This is a genomic window from Streptomyces sp. SCA2-17, from assembly GCF_044336695.1.
In genome coordinates this window covers 2,368,061-2,391,657 of the sequence record NZ_CP117521.1, presented here as the reverse complement: position 1 = coordinate 2,391,657, position 23,597 = coordinate 2,368,061, and the positions used below count along the sequence as shown (strand labels likewise).

The following is a 23,597-nucleotide window of genomic DNA, read 5'->3' as shown; positions in this document are numbered from 1 at the left end:
ATCGTTTCCCCGGACACGCATCCCCCCGTCAGAGGCTTATTTGCGCCTTACGTAACGGCAGGGTGCAGACTCGGCCCCCGGCGGACCCCGAGATCCGCGGGCCCGCCGGCCCCGCAACCCCTAGGGGTCCTGCCCGGCTTTCTCCTGCTCGTCCCGGCCACCCGGTTCGTACCGCAGGGGGAGGGGCTGGCACGACCCGCTGCCTAGCCTTTTCATGGCGATGCCGGCCGGAGAGGCGGTGGTGGGGCTAACCCCACCTCGGATACACGGACGAGCACCATCGCGCCGGCCTCCCGCCTGCGGGCAGGCTGTGGACCGCACCGCATGAACACCAAGGAGTTTCACCGTGACAACGGCTGTATCGATTCCCAAGACCGGGGGCAGCGGAGGGCGTACGGCCGTCGCGGCGAGGGCCCGCCAGGTCGTCAAGGCCTACGGGGCCGGCGAGACCCGCGTCACCGCCCTCGACCAGGTGGACGTGGACATCACCCGCGGGCAGTTCACCGCCATCATGGGCCCCTCCGGCTCCGGCAAGTCCACCCTGATGCACTGCCTGGCCGGTCTGGACACCGTCACGTCCGGCCAGATCTTCATCGACGAGACCGAGATAACCGGCCTCAAGGACAAGAAGCTCACCCGGCTCCGCCGCGACCGCATCGGCTTCATCTTCCAGGCGTTCAACCTGCTCCCGACGCTCAACGCGATCGAGAACATCACGCTCCCCATGGACATCGCCGGCCGCAAGCCGGACAAGGCCTGGCTCGACCGCGTCGTGGAGACCGTGGGCCTCGCCGGCCGCCTCAAGCACCGGCCGAACCAGCTCTCCGGCGGCCAGCAGCAGCGCGTCGCCGTGGCCCGCGCCCTCGCCGCCCGCCCCGAGATCATCTTCGGTGACGAGCCGACCGGAAACCTCGACTCGCGCGCCGGCGCCGAGGTGCTCGGCTTCCTGCGGCAGTCCGTGGACGAGCTGGGCCAGACCATCGTCATGGTCACCCACGACCCCGTGGCCGCCTCGTACGCCGACCGCGTGCTCTACCTGGCCGACGGCCGCATCGTGGACGAGATGTACAGCCCGACCGCCGACGCGGTCCTCGAGCGCATGAAGAACTTCGACGCCCGTGGACGGGTGTCGTGACCGTCCTCAAGACCTCGATGCGCAACTTCCTCGCGCACAAGGGCCGCATGGCGCTCTCCGCCGTCGCGGTCCTGCTGTCGGTGGCGTTCGTGTGCGGCACGCTCGTCTTCACCGACACCATGAACGCCACGTTCGACAAGCTCTTCGCGAACACCGCCTCCGACGTCTCCGTCGCCCCCAAGAAGGACGACGACGCCCAGGAGACCGGCAAGCCGCAGGCCCTGCCGGCCGCGCTCCAGGCCAAGCTGGCGAAGGTCGACGGCGTCGCCAAGGTCGAGCCGCACGTCACCAGCATGCAGCTGACCGTCGTGAAGGGGAAGAACAAGAGCCTCAGCCCCACCTCCGGCGCCCCCACCGTGGGCACCAACTGGGACGAGAGCCAGCGGAAGTCCGTCGAGATCACCAGCGGCCACGCCCCGCACGGCCCGGCCGAGGCCGTCCTCGACGCCGACACCGCCGCCAAGCACGGCGTGAAGACGGGCGACGAGCTCCGCGTCCTCGCCGTCCCCGGCGACTTCACCGTGCGCGTCGCCGGCATCGCCACCTTCAAGACCACCAACCCCGGCGCCGCCCTCCTCTACTTCGACACCGCGACCGCGCAGGCGAAGCTGCTCGGCAGCGCGGACGCCTTCAGCAGCTACGGGCTGACCGCCGCGTCCGGCACGAGCGACGAGCAGCTGAAGGAGCGCGTCACCGCGGCCCTCGGTTCCTCCGCGGGCGACTACGCGGTGCGTACCGCGGCAGAGTCCAAGGAGGAGAACAAGAAGGACGTCGGCTCCTTCCTGGACGTCATGAAGTACGCGCTGCTGGGCTTCGCCGGCATCGCCGTCCTCGTCGGCATCTTCCTCATCGTCAACACCTTCTCCATGCTGGTCGCCCAGCGCACCCGGGAGATCGGCCTGATGCGCGCCATCGGCTCCAGCCGCTGGCAGATCCTGCGCTCCGTGCTGGTCGAGGCCGTGCTGCTCGGCGTCGTCGGCTCGGTGCTCGGCATCGGCGGCGGCATCGCCCTCGCCGTGGGGCTGATGGAGCTCATGGGCTCCATGGGCATGAAGCTCGACATGGGCGAGCTCACGATCAAGGCCGCGACGCCGGTCGTGGGCCTGACCATCGGCGTGTTCGTCACCGTGCTCGCCGCCGTCCTGCCCGCCGTCAAGGCCACCCGCATCTCCCCGATGTCCGCCCTGCGCGACGCCGGCACCCCGGCGGACGGCAAGGCCGGCAAGGTGCGCGCCACGATCGGTGTGCTGCTCACCGCCCTGGGCGGGCTGGCCCTGGCCGCCGCGGCGAAGGCGGACGACGCCAAGGCGGGCTCGGGCATGCTGGGCCTCGGCGTCTTCCTGTCCCTCGTCGGCTTCATCGTCGTCGGACCGCTGCTGGCCGGCTTCGTCGTCCGCGTGATCAGCGCGGTCGTGCTGCGGGTCTTCGGGCCCGTCGGCCGCCTCGCCGAGCGCAACGCGCTGCGCAACCCGCGGCGCACCGGAGCCACCGCCTCCGCGCTGATGATCGGCCTCGCGCTGGTCGCCGCGCTGTCGGTGGTCGGCTCCTCGATGGTCGCCTCGGCCACGGACCAGCTCGACAAGTCGGTGGGCGCCGACTTCATCGTCCAGTCCGAGAACCAGCAGCCGCTGAGCCCGGCCGTGGTCAAGGCGGTCAAGGCCGCCGGCCACGTCGAGCACGTCACGGAATACACGATCGTCAGCGCGAAGATCACGACGCCGGACGGCAAGACCGCCACCAAGCGTCTCTCCGCCGTCACCCCCACGTACGCCGATGACGTACGCGCCGAGACGGTCAAGGGCAGCCTGAAGGACGCCTACGCCAAGGACGCCATGTCCGTGCCGGAGGGCTTCGCCAAGGACAACGGCATCAAGCTCGGCGACCGGCTGAAGGTCGCCATGACCGGCGGCCGCACGGCCCAGCTGACGGTCAACGCCATCACCTCGGACGACACCAGCATCGACCAGGGCGCGATCTACACCAACATCGCCACCGCACGGACCTACCTCCCCGCGGACCGGATGCCCCTGGACTTCATGGTCTTCGCCAAGGCCGCCGACGGGCAGACGAAGGAGGCCGCGGCCGCCCTCAAGGCGTCCGTCGAGCAGTACCCGCAGATCAAGGTCCGCGACCAGTCCGACTACAAGAAGCTCATCCAGGACCAGGTCGGCCAGCTCCTCAACATGATCTACGGCCTGCTCGCCCTCGCGATCATCGTCGCCGTCCTGGGCGTCGTGAACACCCTGGCCCTGTCGGTCGTCGAACGCACCCGGGAGATCGGCCTCCTGCGGGCCATCGGCCTCTCGCGCCGCCAGATGCGCCGCATGATCCGCCTGGAGTCGGTCGTCATCGCCCTCTTCGGCGCCCTGCTCGGCCTCGGCCTGGGCATGGCCTGGGGCACCACGTCCCAGAAGCTCCTGGCCCTCCAGGGCCTGGGCGTCCTGGACATCCCCTGGCCGACGATCACCGCGGTCTTCCTCGGCTCGGCGGTGGTGGGCCTCCTCGCGGCCCTGGTCCCGGCGTTCCGCGCGGGCCGGATGAACGTCCTGAACGCGATCGCCACGGACTAGCAGGCTGCTGCCCGAGGGGGAAGAGCAACGGCCCGGACGCGCCACGGGGGTGCGCGTCCGGGCCGTTGTCTTTGCACCCGGCCCGGGGTGCGTCACGCTCTCCGGGGAGCCGGTCGGCCGGCCTTGGCGGCGTGGATGAGGGCGCGGAGTGCGGCGGGGGATGCGGTGAGTATGAGGTCGGGGGCGTCGCTCTCGCGGAGTCGTATGGTTCCGGGGGCGGCGGCCACGTAGAGGCAGTTGGCGGCGTTGCCGCTGTAGGAGGACTTCTGCCAGCTGTGGAGGGACACGGCATTCCTTCGTCAGAGGTCGTGTGCGATGCGGTGGATCATGTCGCGTGACGCTTCCGGCTTCAGGGTCAGGGCTTCCAGCCGGTCCAGGGTGCTGCGATACCTGGCCAGTTGCGGCTGAGTGTCCAGGAACTCGGAGCCGTGATCCGTGTCGAGCTGGACGGTGTCCATGTGCCGCACCTCCCCGTCGAGGTAGACGACGGACTGCCCCGAGCTGGGCAACGTACCCGCCTCGAAGGGAATCACCAGCACCGTGATGTGCTCCCGCTCGCTCATGGCGAGCACGTGCTGGAGCTGCGCGCGGGCCACGCTCCGGCCGCCGAAGTGCATACGCAACGCGGCCTCGTGGAGGATCGCGGTCAGCGGGGTCGGGCGATCCCCGTGGATCACTGCTTGCCGCTTGATCCGGTACGAGACCCGGTGCTCCACCTCGTGCGGCGGCAAAGGGGGCTCGATGCTGCCGATGATCGCGTGGGCGTGATCCCGGGTCTGTAGCAGGCCGGGCATGTGGATGATGCAGGCGATCCGCATGGACTGTGCGTGGTGCTCCAGCTCGGCCATGTCGAGCATGCTCGGCGGGAGGATCTCGCGGTACTCCTCCCACCAGCCGCGGGTCCGGCCCCCGGTCATTCCCGCGAGCGCGTCGATCAGCGGCTGATCCGCACAGCCGTACGCGCGAGCCATGGCGCGGACCTTGTCGGCACTGACCGCGTAACCGCCGGACTCGATGCTGCTCACGCGTGACTGGGAAGAGCCGAGCAGCGCTCCAGCCTGGGTGGCGTTGAGATCCACCTGCTCGCGCAGCCGGCGCAGCTCCGTGCCCAGCCGTCGCTGCCGGATGGTCGGCGGAAGCTTGATCCGGGCCATTGCTCGTTCCTCCTGTCACCCACACGAGGGTGCGTTATGACGTATCCCACCGGATTTACTAGATGGATCCTAGCTTCTGGCTATGGTGTAACTCAGGCGCTGGGCTGGAGAGTTACTCCACTGGCCGCGGCATGCCTTCCGCTCGACTCCTCGGTGACAGGAGACTTCCATGACGGCTGAAACCCCGCAGGGCTCCGGCCCCGGCTCACTCGATCGTGACTTCGAATTCGACCTGGATGAAGAGGTCTGCGCGCTCGTTCTTGACACCGCACCGCGGATGTTCGCCGTCGTCCAGGAGACCGACGTGGCGGAGGGCGTCACGGACGCGGAGGTCGTCGCATGGGGCATCGCCCACGAGGGCGGGCACGTGGACCTGGTCGCCGTCGACGGGCGCGCCCCGTTGCGCCTCCGCTCGCCGGAGCGGGCCCTGTGGTGGTACGGCGAGAAGCGCGGCGAGCGGGCCCGCCTCGTATGGCTCGGCCCCGCCGGGAGTGCCACGTTCGGTCAGCCGCTTGCCGTACGGTGATCGGGGCATCCTTGGGAGGACTCATGACCACACAGCCGGTTCACGACGGTGGGGCGTTGATCCCCAGACCCGAGAAGACGTTTCCCGCACTCCGGGCCGCCCTTGCGCAGGTCGCGCCGTCCCGGCTGCCGGAGATGACGACCGAGCGGGACACGGTCTTCACGATGGCCACCCAGGCCAACAGTTTCGGGCCGATCGCCATGTTCCAGCTCAAGTGGGCCACCGTGATCGAGGTCGAGCGGTTCCCCGAGGTCGCCCGGCGGCTGCATGTGGCGGAGCACGCCGCGCAGTCCCTCGACAGGGATGATCCGGCGTGGCGGGCCGCGATGGATGAGATCCGGAAGATCATGGACACGGCCAGGGCGCAGGTCGCCGATGGGTGACTGGGACTGGAAGTACGACCCCGACGCCCGGCACGTCATCGGCGAGACGCCGAACCTCGCCTTCGTCGCACGGGTGGAAGAACGTGCCGACGAGCTGGTCCGGGCTGCGGCGGCCCTCTATCTGGACGGTGCCTCTTACCAGGGCCGGTCGCCCGGGGTGCAGGAGGAAGTCCTCCCCGGCGGGATGTTCCAGTATCTGACCGTCGTGCGGCAGCAGTGCCTGTACATCGTCCAGGTCATCGCCTGGCCACTCTGACCGGCCCGGGCGGGGGGGGGGCGTCCCGGGCCGCCGGAACCGTCGGGCCGCGGTTGTCGGCGGTCCGTCGTAGGCTGGGGCTCACCCGGCCCGTGACACGTGTCGGGCCGTTCGCGTTGTCACCCCTTGTCATCCCGGGACGGAAAAAGCCTCCATGAGCCTGCACGGTCTGCTCGACGCCGTCGTCAATGATCCGGCGCTCGCCGAAGCGGTGAAGGCCGCGGCCGACGGCAACCGCCCGCACGTCGACCTCGTCGGCCCGTCCGCCGCCCGGCCCTTCGCCGTGGCCGCGCTGGCGCGCGACGCGGGGCGCCCGGTGCTGGCCGTGACGGCCACCGGCCGGGAGGCCGAGGACCTGGCAGCGGCGCTGCGCTCGCTGCTGCCGCCGGACGGCGTGGTGGAGTTCCCGGCCTGGGAGACGCTGCCCCACGAGCGCCTCTCGCCCCGTTCGGACACGGTCGGCCGCCGCCTGGCCGTGCTGCGCCGGCTGGCGCACCCGCGCAAGGACGATCCGGCGGCGGGGCCGGTCAGCGTGGTCGTCGCGCCGATCCGGTCCGTACTGCAGCCGCAGGTGAAGGGGCTCGGGGACCTGGAGCCGGTCAGCCTGCGCTCGGGTCAGAGCGCCGACCTGGAGGAGACCGTGGACGCGCTGGCGGCCGCCGCGTACTCCCGGGTCGAACTGGTGGAGAAGCGCGGCGAGTTCGCCGTCCGCGGCGGCATCCTCGACGTCTTCCCGCCGACCGAGGAGCACCCGCTCCGGGTCGAGTTCTGGGGCGACGACGTCGAGGAGATCCGCTACTTCAAGGTCGCCGACCAGCGCTCGCTGGAGGTCGCCGAGCACGGCCTGTGGGCGCCGCCCTGCCGTGAGCTGCTGCTGACGGAGGACGTACGGGCCCGGGCGGCGGAGCTCGCGGAGGAGCACCCGGAGCTCGGCGAGCTCCTCTCCAAGATCGCCGAGGGCATCGCGGTGGAGGGCATGGAGTCCCTCGCCCCGGTCCTGGTGGACGAGATGGAGCTGCTGCTGGACGTGCTGCCGGCGCGCGCGATGACGGTCGTGTGCGACCCGGAGCGCGTGCGGACCCGCGCCGCGGACCTCGTGGCCACCAGCCAGGAGTTCCTCCAGGCGTCGTGGGCGGCCACGGCCGGCGGCGGCGAGGCCCCCATCGACGTGAACGCGGCCTCCCTGTGGGGCATCGCGGACGTCCGCGACCGCGCCCGCGAGCTCGGCCAGATGTGGTGGACGGTGAGCCCCTTCGCCGCCGACGAGGACCTGGGCGGCGACACCCTCAAGCTCGGCATGCACGCCCCGGAGACGTACCGCGGCGACACCGCCCGCGCCCTCGCCGACACCAAGGGCTGGCTGGCCGACGGCTGGCGCACCGTCTTCGTCACGGAGGGCCACGGCCCCGCGGCCCGCACGGTCGAGGTGCTCGGCGGCGAGGGCATCGCCGCGCGCCTGGACGCCGACATCACCGAGCTGGCCCCCTCCGTGGTCCACGTCTCCTGCGGCAGCATCGACAACGGCTTCGTCGACCCCGGCCTGAAGATCGCCGTCCTCACCGAGACGGACCTGTCCGGGCAGAAGTCCGCCAGCAAGGACATGGGCCGGATGCCGGCCCGCCGCCGCAAGACCATCGACCCGCTCACGCTCCAGGCCGGCGACTACATCGTCCACGAGCAGCACGGCGTCGGCCGCTACATCGAGATGGTGCAGCGCACCGTCCAGGGCGCCACCCGCGAGTACCTGCTCGTGGAGTACGCCCCCGCCAAGCGCGGCCAGCCCGGCGACCGCCTCTACATCCCGACCGACCAGCTGGAGCAGGTCACCAAGTACGTGGGCGGCGAGGCCCCCACCCTGCACCGCCTGGGCGGCGCGGACTGGACGAAGACCAAGGCGCGCGCCAAGAAGGCCGTCAAGGAGATCGCCGCCGACCTGATCAAGCTGTACTCGGCGCGGATGGCCGCCCCCGGTCACTCCTTCGGCTCCGACACCCCCTGGCAGCGCGAGCTGGAGGACGCCTTCCCGTACGCGGAGACGCCCGACCAGCTCACGACCATCGCCGAGGTCAAGGAGGACATGGAGAAGTCCGTCCCCATGGACCGCCTGATCTGCGGCGACGTCGGCTACGGCAAGACGGAGATCGCGGTCCGGGCCGCGTTCAAGGCCGTGCAGGACGGCAAGCAGGTGGCCGTGCTGGTGCCCACGACCCTCCTCGTCCAGCAGCACTTCGGCACCTTCTCGGAGCGGTACTCCCAGTTCCCGGTCGTGACGAAGGCGCTGTCCCGCTTCCAGACGGACGCCGAGGCCAAGGCCGTGCTGGAGGGCCTGCGCGACGGCTCGGTCGACATCGTCATCGGCACGCACCGCCTGTTCTCGTCCGAGACGAAGTTCAAGGACCTGGGCCTCGTCATCGTCGACGAGGAGCAGCGCTTCGGCGTCGAGCACAAGGAGCAGCTGAAGAAGCTGCGGGCGAACGTCGACGTCCTGACGATGTCCGCCACCCCGATCCCGCGCACCCTGGAGATGGCGGTCACCGGCATCCGCGAGATGTCGACCATCACCACCCCGCCGGAGGAGCGGCACCCGGTGCTGACCTTCGTCGGCCCGTACGACCAGAAGCAGATCGGCGCCGCGATCCGCCGCGAGCTGCTGCGCGAGGGCCAGGTCTTCTACATCCACAACCGGGTGGAGTCCATCGACCGGGCGGCCGCGCGGCTGCGCGAGATCGTGCCGGAGGCGCGGATCCAGACCGCGCACGGGCAGATGGGCGAGAGCCGGCTGGAGCAGGTCGTCGTCGACTTCTGGGAGAAGAAGTTCGACGTCCTGGTGTCGACCACGATCGTCGAGTCCGGCATCGACATCTCCAACGCCAACACGCTGATCGTGGAGCGGGGCGACAACTTCGGGTTGTCGCAGCTGCACCAGCTGCGCGGGCGCGTGGGCCGTAGCCGTGAGCGCGGCTACGCCTACTTCCTCTACCCGCCGGAGAAGCCCCTGACCGAGACCGCCCACGAGCGGCTCGCCACCATCGCCCAGCACACCGAGATGGGCGCCGGCATGTACGTGGCGATGAAGGACCTGGAGATCCGCGGCGCGGGCAACCTGCTCGGCGGCGAGCAGTCCGGCCACATCGCGGGCGTCGGCTTCGACCTCTACATCCGCATGGTCGGTGAGGCCGTGGCGGACTACCGGGCGTCGGTCGAGGGCGGCGAGGAGCAGCCCGAGGCGCCGCTCGAAGTCAAGATCGAACTGCCGGTGGACGCGCACGTCCCGCATGACTACGCGCCCGGCGAGCGCCTGCGCCTCCAGGCCTACCGCGCGATCGCCTCCGCGAACAGCGAGGAGGACATCCGCGCCGTCCGCGAGGAGCTCACCGACCGCTACGGCAAGCTGCCCGAGCCCGTGGAGAACCTGCTGCTCGTCGCCGGCCTGCGGATGCTGGCCCGGGCGTGCGGCGTCTCCGACATCACCCTCCAGGGCTCCAACGTCCGCTTCGGCCCCGTGGAGCTGCGCGAGTCCCAGGAGCTGCGCCTCAAGCGGCTCTACCCGCGCACGGTCATGAAGCCGGCCACGCACCAGATCCTGGTGCCCCGCCCGGCGACGCGCCCGATCGGCGGCAAGCCGCTGGTCGGACGGGAACTGCTCGCGTGGACGGGCGAGTTCCTCACGACGATCCTGGGGTCGTAGGGCCCCGGCCGGCAGGCGCAGGGGGCGGGGGCGGGGGTCAGGAGGCCGCCGCCCCCGACCTCTTCAGCACCACATAGCCCCCTTCGCCGCCGAGGAACGCGTACCGCGCGCCCGGGTGCATCCGCTCCCCGTCCGCGAGCAGGTCCCCCGGGGTCTTGCCGTCCGCCATGCGCATGGCTATGTAGTCGGGCGTGATGCCGCGGGTGTCGCCGATCCAGAAGACCCGGCACCGGCCGGCGAGGCGGCTTATCGGGGCTATGTCCGCTTCGACGCTCGCCCCGTCGGGGATGCGGTCCAGCAGCCGCTCGGTCGCCCGGACGCTCTCCGGGACGCTGTACGTGGCGGACTCGGTCAGGGAGTACAGGGGCAGGGACGCGGTCAGGGCGAGGGACGCGGCGAGCACCGCACCGGGCAGGTGGTGCGCGTACGAGCGCAGCAGGGGGCGGCGGCTGTCGCGGGCCCGGGCCAGGGCGTCGGTGAGCGCGATGAGGACGACGGGCATCAGGACGGCGTTGTAGTGCCAGTCCGTGCTCCAGTAGTGGTCGTCGTGGGAGGCGAACCGCCACGCGAGCGTCGGCACGGCGGCGATCAGGACCGGGGAGCGCAGGGCCAGCAGGCCGGTGGTGGGCAGCAGGATCCACAGCAGGGTGCGTATCGCGGTGTCGGCGGGAATCGTGGCGGGGGATCCGTCGCCCCCGCCGCCGTCGAGCTTGTTCCAGTAGTCGTAGGCGCCGCCGGTGTTGAACCCGGGGATGATCAGCCCGAACGTGATCGCGGCGGCCGCCAGGCCGAAGGCCACCAGCCCGGTGGCCAGCGGGGCCGCTCCCCGGGGGACGCCCTCGCCGCGGGACTTCGCGCCGCGCAGCCGGATCAGGACGATCACGCCGATCGCGGCCGCCGTGATGCCCAGGTCCTCCTTCACCAGGACGAGGGGCACGGCCCACCAGACCGCGGCCCGCCAGCGCCCGCGCACCACCGCTTCGAGGGAGAAGGCGAGCAGCGGCATCGCGAACGCGATCTCGTGGAAGTCGAAGTCGACCGCGCGCTGGACGCCCCACGACAGGCCGTAGGCGATGCCGATGGCCAGTCCGCGCTTGCGGCCGAGCAGCCCGGCGGCGAGCCGGGCGACCGGTATCGCGGAGAGGGCGAAGAGCGCGGCCTGGGCGACGAGCAGGGTGACCGGGGTGGGGAAGAGCCGGTAGAGCGGGGCGAGGAGGGCGGTGACCGGGCTGAAGTGGTCGCCGAGGATGTTGGTCCCCGGGCCCTTGAGGTCGGCTATGGGCGCCTGGAGGTGGGCGTAGCCGCGGACGGCCTGCTCGAAGATGCCCAGGTCCCAGGACATGGTGAGCATGCGGCGGTGCCGGCACACGGACAGCGCGGTGTAGAGGACGAAGAGGGCTCCCGCGAGCCAGTACGGATCCCAGCGCGGGGCGCGCAGGGCCGCGGCGCGGGGCCGGGTGCCGGGTGCCGCCTCGGCCGCGGGCCCGCCCGGTGCCGGAACGGTGGCGGCGGCCGAGTCCATGGGGGAGTCCTTTGTCCGGGAACGGTGGGATGACTGAGAGATGGCTGAGGGAATGACTGTCGGAAAAGATACGCGGAGCCTCGCCGGCGCCCGGCTCCCTTTCCGAGAGACGAGCGGTCTCCCGGCGCGGTTCGGCCGGAATGTGTCGTCCTTCTCTCAGGACCCCGCCGTTCAGCCCGTCTTCTTCCAGTCCGAGCAGCCGGTGGTCTTGAAGTAGGCGTCGCCGGGGGCGATGGTCACGACGGCATTGCCCGTGACGTTGTCGTTGGCGAGGATCGAGTCCGCGCTCTCGTGCAGGGCGTCCTTGGCGCGCTCCCAGTAGCAGCCGTCCTGCTTGTTGCCGGCCGACTTGTAGGTGCCGGGGGCTATGTCGGCCCCCACCTTGTACATGCCGTTGCCGGGCATCTCGGTCTTCGGGCTCCCGGCCGCTTCGCCCTCGGCCACGCGCTCCCAGCTCTTGCAGCCCTGCGTCTTGAAGATCTTGTCCCCGGCCTTGACCGTCACGTACGAGGCGCCGATCACGTTGTCGTTGGCGAGGATCGCATCGGGGTCGCCGCTGGAGTCCTTGGCGCGCTCCCAGTAGCACCCGAGCTTGTTGCCCAGCGAGCGGTAGGTGCCGGGCTGGAGGTCCGAGCCGACCTGATAGGTGCCGCTCCCCTTCAGGGCACCCTTCGCGGCCTTCTCCTTTCCTTCGCCGCCCTCCTGCCCCTTCTTCTCCGACGAGCCGGCGGCCGAGGCCTTGCCGTCGCCGCTGTCGCCGCCGCCGCTCAGGGCGCCGCCGATGCCGACGACCACGACGAGGGCGCCCGCGGCCGTGAGGACCTTGTGCCGGGCGAACCAGTTCCGCTGCTTGGCCTGGGAGTGCTGAGACATGGCTGACACCTTTCGGCGGGGAAATCTTCTCGAACCGACGCGTCAATGACAGCAGAGCCTGTGAACCGAGTCAACCACGTTCACACGATGGGGTGTGTTCACGGCTGTGAAGGGGTGTGTGTGGTGCTTGCGGGTATGCTCGGCATCACAGCGACGAGGCGGGCCGGCTCCGTGCAGGGCAGGGCCGGGCAGGAGAGGGGAAGCCGGATGCCGGACAGCGACAGTGCAGCGGAGGTGACCGCGGCCGGGATCGCACGGCTGGCCGGAGTGGGCCGCGCGGCCGTCAGCAACTGGCGCAGGCGCCACCCCGACTTCCCGCAGCCGATAGGGGGCAGCGAGACCAGCCCCACGTTCGCCCTCGGCGACGTCGAACAGTGGCTGCGCCACCAGGGCAAGCTCGCCGAAGTCCCGCTGCGCGAGCGGGTCTGGCAGCAGGTCGCCGGCCACCCCGCCGGGGCCGTGACCGCCCTGCGCTACGCGGGCTCCGTCCTCCTCCTCGTCCGGGACCGGCCCGCCACCTGGCTGGAGCTGGCCGCCCTCGGCGACCTCAAGCTCTCCGAGCAGCTGCCCTCGGCCCTGGAATCCGCGCTCGCCGCGCGCCTGGGCCGGCACCACCCCGTCGGCGTGCCCACCACCGCCGAGCTGGCCGTCTCCTCCGCCCTGCTGCGCGGCGCCGCCGAGCTCGCCTCCGCGCGCGGCGCCGCCCACGTCTACGAATTCCTCCTGGGCCGCCACCTCGACGCCAACCCCCGGCAGTACACCCTCACCCCGCCCGGCCCCGCCGAGCTCATGGCCGCCCTCGGCGAGGGAAGCCCCGCCGACCGCCACCGGCCGCGCACCGTCCTCGACCCCGCCTGCGGCACCGGCGGCCTCCTCCACGCCGCCGCGGCCGGCGGCGGCGCCCCCGCGCCGGCGGTCCTCGGGCAGGAGGCCGACCCCGGCCTCGCGGCGCTCACCGCCCTGCGCCTCGCCCTGCACAGCGACGCCCGGGTCCGGGTGCGCGCGGGCGACAGCCTCCGCGCCGACGCCTTCCCGGACACCGCCGCCGACACGGTGCTGTGCCACCCCCCGTTCAACGAGCGCAACTGGGGCCATGACGAGCTCGCCTACGACCCGCGCTGGGAGTACGGCTTCCCCGCCCGCACCGAGTCCGAGCTCGCCTGGGTCCAGCACGCCCTCGCCCGGCTGCGCGACGGCGGCACCGCCGTCCTGCTGATGCCCCCCGCCGCGGCCTCCCGCCGCTCCGGCCGCCGCATCCGCGCCGACCTCCTGCGCCGCGGCGCCCTGCGCGCCGTGATCGCCCTGCCAGCGGGCGCCGCCCCGCCCTACAACATCCCGCTGCACGTGTGGGTGCTGCGCCGGCCCGGTGCCCAGGCCTCGCCCGTCCCGCACGTCCTCCTGGCCGAGACGGGCGATCTCGCCCCGGCCGGCCGCGACAAGCTGCCCTGGCAGGCCGTGCGCACCGAGGTCCTCGGCGCCTGGGAGGAATTCGAGCGGCACGGCACCGTCGAGGAGAAGCCCGGCCGGTGCCGCTCCCTCCCCGTCATCGACCTGCTCGACGACGACGTCGACCTCGCCCCCGCCCGCCACCTGCCGCCGCCCGCCGCCGGCAGCGGCGCGGCCGGGCTCACCGACACCCACGACCGGCTCCTGGCCGCCCTGCGGCGCACCGGCGAGCTCACGCCCGCCCCGCCCGCCGCTCCCGGAGACCCGGCCCGCTGGCCCACCACCACCGTCGGCGAGCTCGCCCGCGCCGGGGCGCTGGTGCTGCGTGCGGGCGGCCCGGGAGCGGTGCCCGAGCCGGGCGCCGCCGCCCCGCCGGTGCTCACCGACTACGACGTGAAGGCGGGCAGCCCTCCCACGGGCACGCTGCCCGAAGGGCAGGCCGAGGAGCCGGTCCTGGTGCGGGCCGGGGATGTCGTCGTCCCCGTCGTCGGCGATGTCACCGTGGCCCGCGTCATCGGCGAGGAGACGGCCGGCGCCGCCCTCGGCCGGGGCCTGTTCCTGCTGCGGCCCGATCCGGCCGCGCTCGACCCGTGGTTCCTCGCCGGCTTCCTGCGCGGCACCGCCAACCAGCGCCAGGCCAGCAGCTACGCCTCCACCGCGACCCGCCTCGACGTCCGCCGGCTCCAGGTGCCCCGCCTCCCGCTCGCCGACCAGCGGCGCTACGGCAGCCGCTTCCGCGGACTCGCGGAGTTCGAGGAGGCGCTGCGGCGGACGGAGCGGCTGGGGGAGCGGCTGGTGCAGGGGATGTTCGACGGGCTGACGGACGGGAGCGTCCGGCCGGAAGGCACCCCGGAGCGCATCCCGGACTAAATCCCGGAATGCGCGCTTCCGTGAGGTCCGCGTGGTTCGAGTGACCTGTCACACCGTCTGATGTGCGCAACCTGGGGTGAGTTGCCCGTGTCGGTATATAGGCTCAGGACACAAACGCGCACTCCAGGAGCGAGGAATGAACGGCCACGAACCGCCGCAGCCGCCACCCGGCAGAGCAAAGGTCATTGCTGTGCGGGTGGTCGTGGTGGCGATCACCGTGGGCACGATCCTTCTGCTGCCCTGGGTGCCGGTCCTGCGCGTGGCGATCATGCGCAGGAGGAAGCAGGACTGGGCGCTGTTCTGGGGCGTCCTCGTGCTGTCCTTCCTCAACCTGTCCCGCATCAACGGCGCGGAATCGTGGACGGCCGACGCGCAGGTGCAGGCGGGCGCGATCAGTCTCGTGGGCACCGGCATCTGGTCCATCTGGTACTACCTCCGCTACGACATCCGCCACCACCGGGAGCTGGAGACCCGCTACGCCGTCGCGCAGGCCGTAGCCGCGGAGCGGGAAGCCGCGGCGCACCGCCAGGCCGTCGCCCGCAACGAGGCGGCCCTCGCCGAGGCGGTCAAGGCCTCCCTCTTCGGCCCCGCGCCCGCGCCCGCCCCTGAGCACGCTCCCGCGCCACCGGCCCCTCTCGCCCCTCCGGCCCCGCGGGTGAACGACCCGTTCACCGACACCCGCTCCTACGTCCGCATGCCGCAGCAGGCCCCCGGCCCGCCGGCCCGTCCGGCGCCGGCGCCGTTCCACGCCCACCCGACACTGGCGCCGACGCCGGCCTCAGCACCGAAACCGGCACCGGCGCCGGCGCCGTTCCAGACTCCGCCGCCCCCGCAGCGGGGCGGCCGGCACCGCCGCCCCCCGGAGCACGCGGCAGCGGGCGCGCCCACGCCCACTCCCTCGCCCCCGCCCCACCCCCGGCGCATCCACGAAGTCCGGGCCGAGCTCGACGAACTCAGTGATCTGCTCCGTAAGGAGCCCAAGGACGGGCCGCAGGGCGGTCGTAAGGAGCAGGAGTGGTGAACGGCCGCATCATCGCCGGGCGCTACGAGCTCGCCACCGTCATCGGCCAGGGCGGCATGGGCCAGGTCTGGACCGCCTACGACCGGCGCCTCGACCGGCGCGTGGCCGTGAAGCTGCTGCGCCCCGACCGCATGGCCGGCACCGACAGCGCCGCCGACGAGATGCGCCGCCGCTTCGTGCGCGAGTGCCGGGTGACCGCCCAGGTCGACCACCGCGGCCTCGTCACCGTCCACGACGCCGGCAGCGACGGCGACGACCTCTACCTCGTCATGCAGTACGTGGAGGGCGCCGACCTCGCCGATCATCTCGCCGAGCACGAGCCCTACCCCTGGCCCTGGGCCGTCTCGGTCGCCGCGCAACTGTGCTCGGTGCTCTCCGCGGTGCACGCCGTGCCGATCGTCCACCGCGACCTCAAGCCGCGGAACGTGATGGTCCGCCCCGACGGCTCCGTCATCGTCCTCGACCTCGGCGTCGCCTCCGTCATGGATGCCGACACCACGCGCCTCACCCGCACCGGCTCACCCATCGGCAGCCCCGCTTACATGGCTCCCGAGCAGGCCATGGGCGGCGCGGTCGGCCCGTACACCGACCTCTACGCCCTCGGCGTGCTCCTGCACGAACTGCTCAGCGGCAATGTGCCCTTCGCCGGGTCCACCGCGCTCGGCGTCCTGCACCGCCATCTCTACGAGCCCCCCGTGCCGCTGCGGCAGCTGCGCCCCGAGCTGCCCCAGGCCCTCGAAGACCTCGTGCTGCGCCTGCTCGCGAAGGACCCGCTGCACCGGCTCGCCGACGCCCAGGAGGCGTACGAGGCGCTCGCTCCCCTCCTGCCCTCGCCGGGCTCCGCCCCGGCGAGGCCCCTGGGGCCCATGAACCCCACGCGTCCTTTCCTGCTGCCGCACGCCCCCTGGCCCGAGCGGTCCGCCACGGTCCCCGGCGCCCGTCAGCAGGCGGAGGCCTTCGCCCCCGCGCCGTCCGCGCCCAGCGGGCCCGATGTCGCCGAAGCCGTCGAGGAGGTCAAGCGCCTGCTCGACCAGGGCGGCATCACCCAGGCCGTCGACCTGCTCGGCTCGATCCTGCCCGCCGCCGCGGCCGAGCACGGCGAGCACTCCACCGTCGTCAGGACGCTCCGCAAGCAGTACGCGGCCACCCTCATGGACGACGGCCAGTACCGGCGTGCGCTGCCCGAGCTGCGCCGGCTCGCCGACGACTACGCCGCCGAGAGCACTCCGCGTGCGGCCCGCCAGCGGCTGCGCTGCCAGTACGACGCCGCGCAGTGCCTGGAGCAGCTCGGAGAGGCGGTGGCCGCGCTCGACGAATACCGCGCGCTCCTCCCGCACTTCGAGAGCCACCCCGACGACCCGGCCACCCCGCTCGACATCCGCCGCCGCATAGGCCACCTGCTGCTCTCCCTCGGAGACCGGCAGGCCGCCCACCACACACTCGTCACCCTCCTGCACGACGCCGAGCTCCTGCACGGGCCGCACCACCCGCTCCCCGCGGAGATCCGCCACACGTTGCAGTGGCTGGGCCAAGTCAGGGCCTGAGCCCCCGGTCCGGGCCCCGGGCTTCCCGCGGCCCGGGCTCCCGGCTTTCCGCGGCGTCACCCGCACATCCCCGCGCCCCGCGAATCGTTGGTCGAATCGGTGGCCCGGGCCACTCGGACTCCCTACCATCGATCAACGCAGGTCGATCACCGTCGCACGACCGCCGCCGGGAGGCTTCATGATCCGCCGAAGGACCGCGCTCTCCGTCACCGCCGCCGCGCTGCTCGCCACGGCCCCGCTCCTCACCGCCTGCGGGCAGACCGCCCATCCGGGGGCCGCGGCCGTCGTGGGCGACGACAAGATCACCGTTTCCCAGCTCCAGCGCCAGGTCGCGGACGTCCGCGACGCGCAGAGCTCCTCCCCGCAGGGGGACCAGCTCACGGCGAACAGCGCCCGCCTCGGCCAGGACACCCTGGTCCGCCTCATCCAGTACCGGATCGTGGAGCAGGCCGGCAAGGACCACGGCGTCGAGGTCACGCGGCGCGAGTTGCAGCGGCAGCGGGCCGACGTCGAGGCGGCCAACGGAGGGGCGGCGGCGGTGCGCGCCCGGTTCCTCGCCCTCGGCATCGCGCCCGACCAGATCGACCGGGCCCTCTCCGTGGACCTCGTCCGCGCCAAGCTGGACGGCAAGTTCGGCACGGCCCGTACGAACGAGATCCTGATGCAGACCTCCGACTCCCTGCACGTCGACGTGAACCCGCGCTACGGCCGGTGGGACGGCAAGCGCGGCACCGCTCAGACCGCGCTGGAGCCGTGGCTGCGCTCCGCGGCGGCCGCCGCGGCCGAACGCCCGGCTTAGGCGGTGCGCCCGGCGTGGGCCGCCCGCCGCCCGGTCGCCTAGGCTCGGCGGTGTGAACGACTCCGCCGACTCTGCCGCCCCCGCCGGCTCCGCACCGGGCCGCATCGTCCTGCTCACCACCAGCCACCGGGTCGCCCCGGGGCTGCTGTCCTGGCCCGCGTGGCAGGCGCTCCGCGCCGCCGACCGGGTCCTGTGCGCCGACGCCGGCCACCCGCAGCTGCCGTATCTGCGGGAGGCCGGCATCAAGGTCGAGCACGGCTCGGCCACGGCCCGCGAGCTGGTCGACTTCTGCGCGAGCGGGCGGCGCAGCGCCGTCGTCCTCACCTCCGCCGAGGGCGAGTCCGCCCTCACCGACGGGCTCGCCCGGCTCGCCGGCTCCGGCCGCGAGACGATGCCGGCGCTGGAGCTGCTGCCCGGTTCGTACGACCTGCCCGGCGCGCGCCTGCTCGACCTGGTGCAGGTCATGGACCGGATCCGGGCCGCCTGCCCGTGGAGCGGGATCCGTACGCACGAGGACCTCGCGAAGTACGCGCTGGAAGAGACGTACGAGCTCCTCGAAGCGATCGAGACGGGGGACCGGGAAGCGCTGCGGGAGGAACTGGGCGACGTCCTGCTCCAGGTCGTCTTCCACGCGCGGATCGCACAGGACGACCCCGACGAGGGGTTCTCCGTCGACGACGTCGCCGGCACGATCGTCGACAAGCTCATCCACCGGCACCCGCACGTCTTCGGCGAGGAGTCCGCGCAGACCCCGGAGGACGTACGGGCGCACTGGATGCGGACGAAGGCGGAGGAGAAGGGGCGCGAGTCGGTGACCGAAGGCGTCCCGCTCGGCCAGCCGGCGCTCGCCCTCACGGCGCAGCTGGCCTCCCGGGCCCGGTCGCAGGGCCTCGACGTCGCCGTCCCCGCGGGCGAGGGCATCGGCTACGAGCTGCTGGCGCTGGCCGTACGGGCCGAGGCGTCGGGCGTCGAACCGGAGACGGCGCTGCGGGCGGCGGCCCGCACGTACCGCGACGCGATCCGCTCCGCCGAGGGTATGTAGCCGAGGGTATGTAGGGGTACGTACGGCTGCGGCGGGCTCGGCACTGCAGGGGTACGTACGGCTGCGGCGGATTCGGCACCACCGGGTGCCGCCGTTGCGGCTCGGCGCCGTCGCGGCGGGAGCCAGGTGCGGGGCGCCCGGTCATGGATGGGCGCCCCGGGGCGTCGTTACGCCGTCTTCGCGGCCGCCGCCGTCAGCTTTTCCGCCGCCTTGGCCAGGGCCTTGGCGAACGCGGCCTTGCCGCGGTCGCCGTGGTCGCTGTAGTTGTTCAGGACCGTCGTGATCGCGCCGTGGCTGCGGACGGTGCCGAGGTCGAAGTCCATCTGCATGTCGCCGGTGCGGACGGTCACCGCGTAGGAGACGGACTCGTCGCCGTACGTCTGCTGCTGCCCGGCGGCCTTCTTCACCTTCACCGTGGCCTTCTTGCCGCCGTCCTTGGCGTCGAAGGACGCGCACTTCTCGACCGCTGTCCGCAGCCCGGCCATGGCCTTCTCGGCCACCGCGCGCTCGTAGCCGCTGACGTCCTGGGCGACGGTCGTCTGGTCGCCCTTCTTGGTGAAGACCACCTGGGCGTTCGCCTTGTGGTCCTCCTCCAGCCGGCCGGTGTTGAGGACGGCTGCGATCGGCGCGCACTCGGGCCGGGAGCCGTTGAGGAGCTGCTCCTCCCCGCCACCCTCCGACTTGTCCATGCCCGTGTTCGGCTCCAGCTGCCAGCCGGCCGGCAGGTCCGTCACGGCGACGAGCGCCTGCTTGGCCTGGTCGGCGGTGATGGAGGCGGGGGCGGTGGGCGCCCCCTTGTCCTTCTTGCCGCCTGCGCCTGCGCCCGTACCCGAGCCGGAAGCGGAATCAGAGCCGCCGTCGCAGGCGGCGAGCAGCAGCGACGAGGCGGCGACCAGGGCGGCGAGAGCGACCCGGCGGGGGCGAACGTGCACAGGGGTTCCTTTGCGCGAGAACAGTGAGTGATCAAAAAGACCAGAATTCGAACGCAAGTATGCACATGTCATGGTCGCCGTCCCGCTCGGGCACCCGTTCGGCCTACGGGCCGTCTTGTCCGGGCGGTGGGCGGGTACCCGCATGTCATGCGCATCCAGTACGTACACCTCGCCGACCTCGCCGCCCCGCACTGGGCCGGCGGGATCATCCAGTTCATCGTGGGCCTCTTCGTCGTCGCCCTGCTGATCATGGCCGTGGTCAAGGGCTTCCGGAAGCGCGACGAGGAACCGCCCCCGCCCTCCCAGCCCCAGCGCAGGCAAGGCGCCTGGCAGACCCGGCAGGAGCACGACACCGGACCCACCTCGCCGGACCACGGCCCGGGGCACAACGACGACGAGGAGAACAAGGTCGGCTACGTCACCGAGCACCGTGAGGCGGACGAACTGCACCCCGAAGCGAACGGGGAGCGCGTGCTGCCGCACGAGATCCACAACCCCGGCAGCCACCCCGAGGACCTCTCCGAGGAGAGGAAGAAGTGGAACCCGGGCGGCAGTGGCGGCTTCGGCAGCGGCGGCCCCGGCCACCACTAGGCTCCGCCCGGCCATCACAAGGCTCCGCCCGGTCACCGCCAGGCCCCGCCCCCGCCGCCGCTCAGCCCCACCGCCGCGCCCCTTGTAGCGTCAAGGGGTGCACGACTCGAACGACACGGCCATCCCGCCCGCCCCCTCCCTCTTCACCTGGGAGTTCGCCTCCGACCCCTACCCCGCGTACGCCTGGCTGCGTGAGCACGCCCCCGTGCACCGCACCGCCCTGCCCAGCGGTGTGGAGGCCTGGCTGGTCACCCGGTACGCCGACGCCCGCCAGGCGCTCGCCGACCAGCGGCTGTCGAAGAACCCCGTGCACCACTCCGAGTCGGCGCACGGCAAGGGCAAGGTCGGCATCCCGGGCGAGCGCAGCGCCAACCTCATGACGCACCTGCTCAACATCGATCCCCCGGACCACACCCGGCTGCGCCGCCTCGTCTCCAAGGCGTTCACCCCGGGCCGCGTCGCCGAGTTCGCGCCCCGGGTGCAGGAGCTGACGGACCAGCTCATCGACGGGTTCGCGGCCAAGGGGGAGGCGGACCTCATCCACGAGTTCGCGTTCCCGCTCCCCATCTACGCCATCTGCGACATGCTCGGCGTCCCGCCCGAGGACCAGGACGACTTCCGGGACTGGGCCGGAATGATGATCCGCCACGGCGGCGGCCCTCGCGGCGGCGTGGCCCGCTCCGTCAAGAAGATGCGGACCTACCTCGCGGAACTGATCCACCGCAAGCGGGAGGATCTCGGCGAAGACCTGATCTCGGGACTCATCAGGGCAAGCGACCACGGCGAGCACCTCACCGAGAACGAGGCCGCGGCGATGGCCTTCATCCTGCTCTTCGCCGGTTTCGAAACAACTGTGAACCTGATTGGTAACGGAACCTACGCGCTCCTGCGCCATCCCGGGCAGCGCGAGCGCCTCCAGCGCGCCCTCGCCGAGGGCGACGAGAGCCTGCTCGCCACCGGCATCGAGGAACTGCTGCGCTACGACGGACCGGTGGAGCTCGCGACCTGGCGCTTCGCCACCCAGGACCTGACGATCGGCGGTCAGCGCATCGCCGAGGGCGACCCCGTCCTCGTCGTCCTGGCGGCCGCCGACCGCGACCCCGAGCGGTTCGCCGAACCCGACACCCTCGACCTCTCCCGCAGCGACAACCAGCACCTCGGCTACGGGCACGGCATCCACTACTGCCTCGGCGCACCCCTCGCGCGCCTGGAGGGCCGGACCGCCCTCGCGACCCTCCTGCGGCGCCTGCCCGACCTGCGGCTGAACGCCGAACCGGAGGAGCTGCGATGGCGCGGCGGGCTCATCATGCGCGGCCTGCGCACCCTGCCGGTGGCATTCACCCCGGAGGCCATCCCGGAGGCCACCCCGAAGGCCATCCCGGAGGTCACTCCGGAGGCCGTCTCTGAGGGCATTCCGGAGAGCAATCCGGGCACAAGCACTCAGGAGGAACCGTACGCCTGAGCGACCGTCATCCGGCGTGACCTCGGCGTGACCTCCGCTACACCGGCTTGTGACTGGCGTGGGCCGTCGCTATCTTCAACGACCATTCCGACGCGACACCAAATGTCACGCCGAGACGTCACGAGACGTCCCGCCGGACGTCATACCGGACGTCACGTCAAACGTCGCACCGAACGCCGCACGAGAGGCCCTTGCCCATGAGATCTGGAACCGGCCGACATCGCCGCCCCCGTCAGATACCCGCCATCGTGGTCGCCGCGGGGGTGACCGCCTCCGGAATCGCCATGCCGCTGCTCGCGGCCACCGGTGCGAACGCCGCCGACGCCGGCACCTGGGACCGCGTGGCCCAGTGCGAGAGCGGAGGCCTGTGGAGCGCCGACTCCGGCAACGGGAGCTACGGGGGACTGCAGCTGACCCAGAACCTCTGGGACCGCCACGGCGGCCTGGAGTACGCCCCCCGGCCCGACCTCGCCAGCCGTGCGCAGCAGATCGCCGTCGCCGAGAAGATCCTCGAAACCAGAGGCAACGCCACCTGGTCGAGCTGCGCCGCGACGTCGGGTCTGACCTCGGGAGGCACCAAGGCCGACGTCGACCCGGGCGGCACGCACGCCCCCGCGAGCGGCTCGTCGCCATCGCACGCCCCGGAGCGCACCACTTCGCCCTCCGCGCCGTCGGAGCCGGACGAGCACTCCAAGCCCTCGGAGCCGTCGGCGTCCCCCTCGCAGTCCGGGAAGCCCTCGACGGAGCCTTCCGCTCAGCCCTCGGCCGGCAAGCCCTCGCCGGACACGTCGTCCGGCACCCCCTCCGGCAAGCCCTCCGGCAGCGCGTCCCCCGACGCCTCGCCGTCCAAGCCGGGCGACGCGAAGCCGGGCGACGGCAAGCCCGGTGACGGCAAGCCGGGTGACGACGCGTCCGGCGCGCCGGGCGACGGCCGCCACCGCAAGCCCTCGACGTCCCCCACGGGCGACGACCCGACCTCGATCCCCACGTCCCCCGAGTCCCCCGCGACGCCGTCCCAGGGCACCCCTGACGATTCCGGTTCCGCGGCGGGGCAGGCGTCCGACGGCGTCGAAGGCGGTACGGGCAAGCACCGTGCCGACCCGTCACGTTCGGACGACACCCGATCGTCGCGCGGCGGCGGCGAAGGCCGTACCGGCAGTCCCACGGCCACCGACTACACCGTGCGCCCCGGTGACAACTTGTCAGTCATTGCCGAACAGCATGCGGTCAACGGTGGTTGGCAGTCCCTCTACCACCGCAATGAGAAAGTGGTCGGAACCGATCCCGACCTGATCCTTCCTGGTCAGAAGCTTGAGATGGGTAAATAGACCGGCAGTTCGCGGCGAATGTCCGTTCCAGTCGAAAGTGAGACATGGGTCTCTTTGCCAGTTGGCGGAATGTCATCTTCCCTAACTTGGCAAACAGCCTCCTACCTGCGGAAACATGATGTTCCCGTGGGTAACTAGGGGCGACTGTGGCTGGAAAGAGGGGTTTGAACCCTTGCCTCGACTGTGTTTACCGTCGTGACCGCTCGCCACCGCGAGCACCACGGTCGTCACGCCGAATCCTGCCGACGGCCGCTGGAGTCGTCGCGCAAGCGCCGTAGGCAGGAGCGGGGGAACCAAGGTAGGCGCCGGAAACGGCTCCTCGGCCGGAGGAAGGCCGCGGGACCGGGACCGGCTAGGGGTGAAGCCGAGTGTGCTCGCACAGCGCGCACAGGAGGCCGGGCGAACTCACAGCCCGAACCCGACAGCTCACCTCGTAGGCGTCGGTGAGGAAACGA

19 protein-coding genes and 1 riboswitch are annotated in these 23,597 nt (G+C 72.1%); of the genes, 14 read left to right on the top strand and 5 right to left on the bottom strand.

The features are described 5' to 3' along the window. The first annotated feature begins 346 nt into the window (after positions 1–346). Both PS271_RS10590 and PS271_RS10585 read left to right on the top strand, forming a co-directional pair. Positions 347–1,135 (top strand): ABC transporter ATP-binding protein, encoded by a 789-nt coding sequence (locus PS271_RS10590; protein WP_398381705.1) that lies wholly within the window; start codon positions 347–349, stop codon positions 1,133–1,135. Then, positions 1,132–3,705: an ABC transporter permease gene (locus PS271_RS10585; protein ID WP_398381704.1), complete on the top strand. Its 2,574-nt coding sequence runs from the start codon at positions 1,132–1,134 to the stop codon at positions 3,703–3,705. The genes PS271_RS10590 and PS271_RS10585 overlap by 4 nt, the downstream gene beginning before the upstream one ends. A gap of 92 nt (positions 3,706–3,797) precedes the next feature. Here the strand turns inward: PS271_RS10585 and PS271_RS10580 are convergent, their stop codons facing one another. Further along, the gene (locus PS271_RS10580; protein ID WP_398381703.1) at positions 3,798–3,992 is read right to left on the bottom strand and encodes a DUF397 domain-containing protein; all 195 of its coding nucleotides are present in this window, start codon (positions 3,990–3,992) and stop codon (positions 3,798–3,800) included. Positions 3,993–4,004: 12 nt separating this feature from the next. Then, the gene (locus PS271_RS10575) at positions 4,005–4,859 is read right to left on the bottom strand and encodes a helix-turn-helix domain-containing protein (protein WP_398381702.1); all 855 of its coding nucleotides are present in this window, start codon (positions 4,857–4,859) and stop codon (positions 4,005–4,007) included. 169 nt (positions 4,860–5,028) lie between these two features. Between PS271_RS10575 and PS271_RS10570 the strand changes: the two genes are divergently transcribed. The 4 genes from PS271_RS10570 (at position 5,029) to mfd (ending at position 9,712) form a co-directional block, all read left to right on the top strand. Continuing rightward, entirely contained in the window at positions 5,029–5,385 is a 357-nt protein-coding gene (locus PS271_RS10570; protein ID WP_398381701.1) for a hypothetical protein, read from the top strand. 56 nt (positions 5,386–5,441) lie between these two features. Beyond that, the gene (locus PS271_RS10565) at positions 5,442–5,768 is read left to right on the top strand and encodes a hypothetical protein (RefSeq protein WP_398381700.1); all 327 of its coding nucleotides are present in this window, start codon (positions 5,442–5,444) and stop codon (positions 5,766–5,768) included. Beyond that, on the top strand, positions 5,761–6,024 hold the full coding sequence (locus PS271_RS10560; RefSeq protein WP_398381699.1) for a hypothetical protein: 264 nt from the start codon (positions 5,761–5,763) through the stop codon (positions 6,022–6,024). Before PS271_RS10565 ends, PS271_RS10560 begins: the two co-directional genes overlap by 8 nt. 154 nt (positions 6,025–6,178) lie before the next feature. Beyond that, a complete protein-coding gene (gene mfd / locus PS271_RS10555) occupies positions 6,179–9,712 on the top strand; it encodes a transcription-repair coupling factor (RefSeq protein ID WP_398381698.1) in 3,534 nt (1,177 codons plus the stop codon). Positions 9,713–9,749: 37 nt separating this feature from the next. Here mfd and PS271_RS10550 read toward each other — a convergent pair whose 3' ends face one another. Together PS271_RS10550 and PS271_RS10545 are read right to left on the bottom strand one after the other, a co-directional pair. Beyond that, positions 9,750–11,234 carry a DUF2079 domain-containing protein gene (locus PS271_RS10550; RefSeq protein ID WP_398381697.1) on the bottom strand — a complete coding sequence of 495 codons (1,485 nt, stop codon included), beginning with the start codon at positions 11,232–11,234 and terminating at the stop codon, positions 9,750–9,752. Positions 11,235–11,405: 171 nt separating this feature from the next. Beyond that, entirely contained in the window at positions 11,406–12,107 is a 702-nt protein-coding gene (locus PS271_RS10545) for an Rv1352/Rv1906c domain-containing protein (protein ID WP_398381696.1), read from the bottom strand. A 207-nt stretch (positions 12,108–12,314) separates the two neighbouring features. On the opposite strand from PS271_RS10545, the gene PS271_RS10540 reads away from it, so the two are divergent. The 5 genes from PS271_RS10540 to PS271_RS10520 all read left to right on the top strand — a co-directional run bounded on the left by PS271_RS10540 (position 12,315) and on the right by PS271_RS10520 (position 18,829). Further along, complete coding sequence (locus PS271_RS10540; RefSeq protein ID WP_398381695.1) at positions 12,315–14,423, top strand: N-6 DNA methylase; 2,109 nt, start codon at positions 12,315–12,317, stop codon at positions 14,421–14,423. A 136-nt stretch (positions 14,424–14,559) separates the two neighbouring features. Next, entirely contained in the window at positions 14,560–15,444 is an 885-nt protein-coding gene (locus PS271_RS10535) for a hypothetical protein (RefSeq protein ID WP_398381694.1), read from the top strand. Further along, positions 15,441–16,988 carry a serine/threonine-protein kinase gene (locus tag PS271_RS10530; RefSeq protein WP_398381693.1) on the top strand — a complete coding sequence of 516 codons (1,548 nt, stop codon included), beginning with the start codon at positions 15,441–15,443 and terminating at the stop codon, positions 16,986–16,988. Before PS271_RS10535 ends, PS271_RS10530 begins: the two co-directional genes overlap by 4 nt. Positions 16,989–17,166: 178 nt before the next feature. Further along, on the top strand, positions 17,167–17,787 hold the full coding sequence (locus tag PS271_RS10525) for a SurA N-terminal domain-containing protein (RefSeq protein WP_398381692.1): 621 nt from the start codon (positions 17,167–17,169) through the stop codon (positions 17,785–17,787). 52 nt (positions 17,788–17,839) lie between these two features. Then, positions 17,840–18,829, top strand: a complete 990-nt coding sequence (locus tag PS271_RS10520) for a nucleoside triphosphate pyrophosphohydrolase (protein ID WP_398381691.1) — start codon at positions 17,840–17,842, stop codon at positions 18,827–18,829. A 167-nt stretch (positions 18,830–18,996) separates the two neighbouring features. Here the strand turns inward: PS271_RS10520 and PS271_RS10515 are convergent, their stop codons facing one another. Continuing rightward, the gene (locus tag PS271_RS10515) at positions 18,997–19,761 is read right to left on the bottom strand and encodes a hypothetical protein (RefSeq protein WP_398381690.1); all 765 of its coding nucleotides are present in this window, start codon (positions 19,759–19,761) and stop codon (positions 18,997–18,999) included. A 147-nt stretch (positions 19,762–19,908) separates the two neighbouring features. On the opposite strand from PS271_RS10515, the gene PS271_RS10510 reads away from it, so the two are divergent. The 3 genes from PS271_RS10510 to PS271_RS10500 all read left to right on the top strand — a co-directional run bounded on the left by PS271_RS10510 (position 19,909) and on the right by PS271_RS10500 (position 23,142). Continuing rightward, on the top strand, positions 19,909–20,352 hold the full coding sequence (locus PS271_RS10510; RefSeq protein WP_398381689.1) for a DUF6479 family protein: 444 nt from the start codon (positions 19,909–19,911) through the stop codon (positions 20,350–20,352). A 97-nt stretch (positions 20,353–20,449) separates the two neighbouring features. Further along, a complete protein-coding gene (locus tag PS271_RS10505) occupies positions 20,450–21,814 on the top strand; it encodes a cytochrome P450 family protein (RefSeq protein ID WP_398381688.1) in 1,365 nt (454 codons plus the stop codon). 197 nt (positions 21,815–22,011) lie between these two features. Further along, a complete protein-coding gene (locus PS271_RS10500) occupies positions 22,012–23,142 on the top strand; it encodes a transglycosylase family protein (protein WP_398381687.1) in 1,131 nt (376 codons plus the stop codon). 260 nt (positions 23,143–23,402) lie between these two features. Next, positions 23,403–23,597: riboswitch (cyclic di-AMP (ydaO/yuaA leader) on the top strand.

Excerpts from the sequence above, each read along its gene's own strand:
- PS271_RS10575 (WP_398381702.1), bottom strand. The coding sequence starts at position 4,859 with ATGGCCCGGATCAAGCTTCCGCCGACCATCCGGCAGCGACGGCTGGGC.
- PS271_RS10570 (WP_398381701.1), top strand. The coding sequence starts at position 5,029 with ATGACGGCTGAAACCCCGCAGGGCTCCGGCCCCGGCTCACTCGATCGT.
- PS271_RS10560 (WP_398381699.1), top strand. The coding sequence starts at position 5,761 with ATGGGTGACTGGGACTGGAAGTACGACCCCGACGCCCGGCACGTCATC.
- mfd (WP_398381698.1), top strand. The coding sequence starts at position 6,179 with ATGAGCCTGCACGGTCTGCTCGACGCCGTCGTCAATGATCCGGCGCTC.
- PS271_RS10550 (WP_398381697.1), bottom strand. The coding sequence starts at position 11,234 with ATGGACTCGGCCGCCGCCACCGTTCCGGCACCGGGCGGGCCCGCGGCC.
- PS271_RS10545 (WP_398381696.1), bottom strand. The coding sequence starts at position 12,107 with ATGTCTCAGCACTCCCAGGCCAAGCAGCGGAACTGGTTCGCCCGGCAC.
- PS271_RS10540 (WP_398381695.1), top strand. The coding sequence starts at position 12,315 with ATGCCGGACAGCGACAGTGCAGCGGAGGTGACCGCGGCCGGGATCGCA.
- PS271_RS10535 (WP_398381694.1), top strand. The coding sequence starts at position 14,560 with ATGAACGGCCACGAACCGCCGCAGCCGCCACCCGGCAGAGCAAAGGTC.
- PS271_RS10525 (WP_398381692.1), top strand. The coding sequence starts at position 17,167 with ATGATCCGCCGAAGGACCGCGCTCTCCGTCACCGCCGCCGCGCTGCTC.
- PS271_RS10510 (WP_398381689.1), top strand. The coding sequence starts at position 19,909 with ATGCGCATCCAGTACGTACACCTCGCCGACCTCGCCGCCCCGCACTGG.
- PS271_RS10500 (WP_398381687.1), top strand. The coding sequence starts at position 22,012 with ATGAGATCTGGAACCGGCCGACATCGCCGCCCCCGTCAGATACCCGCC.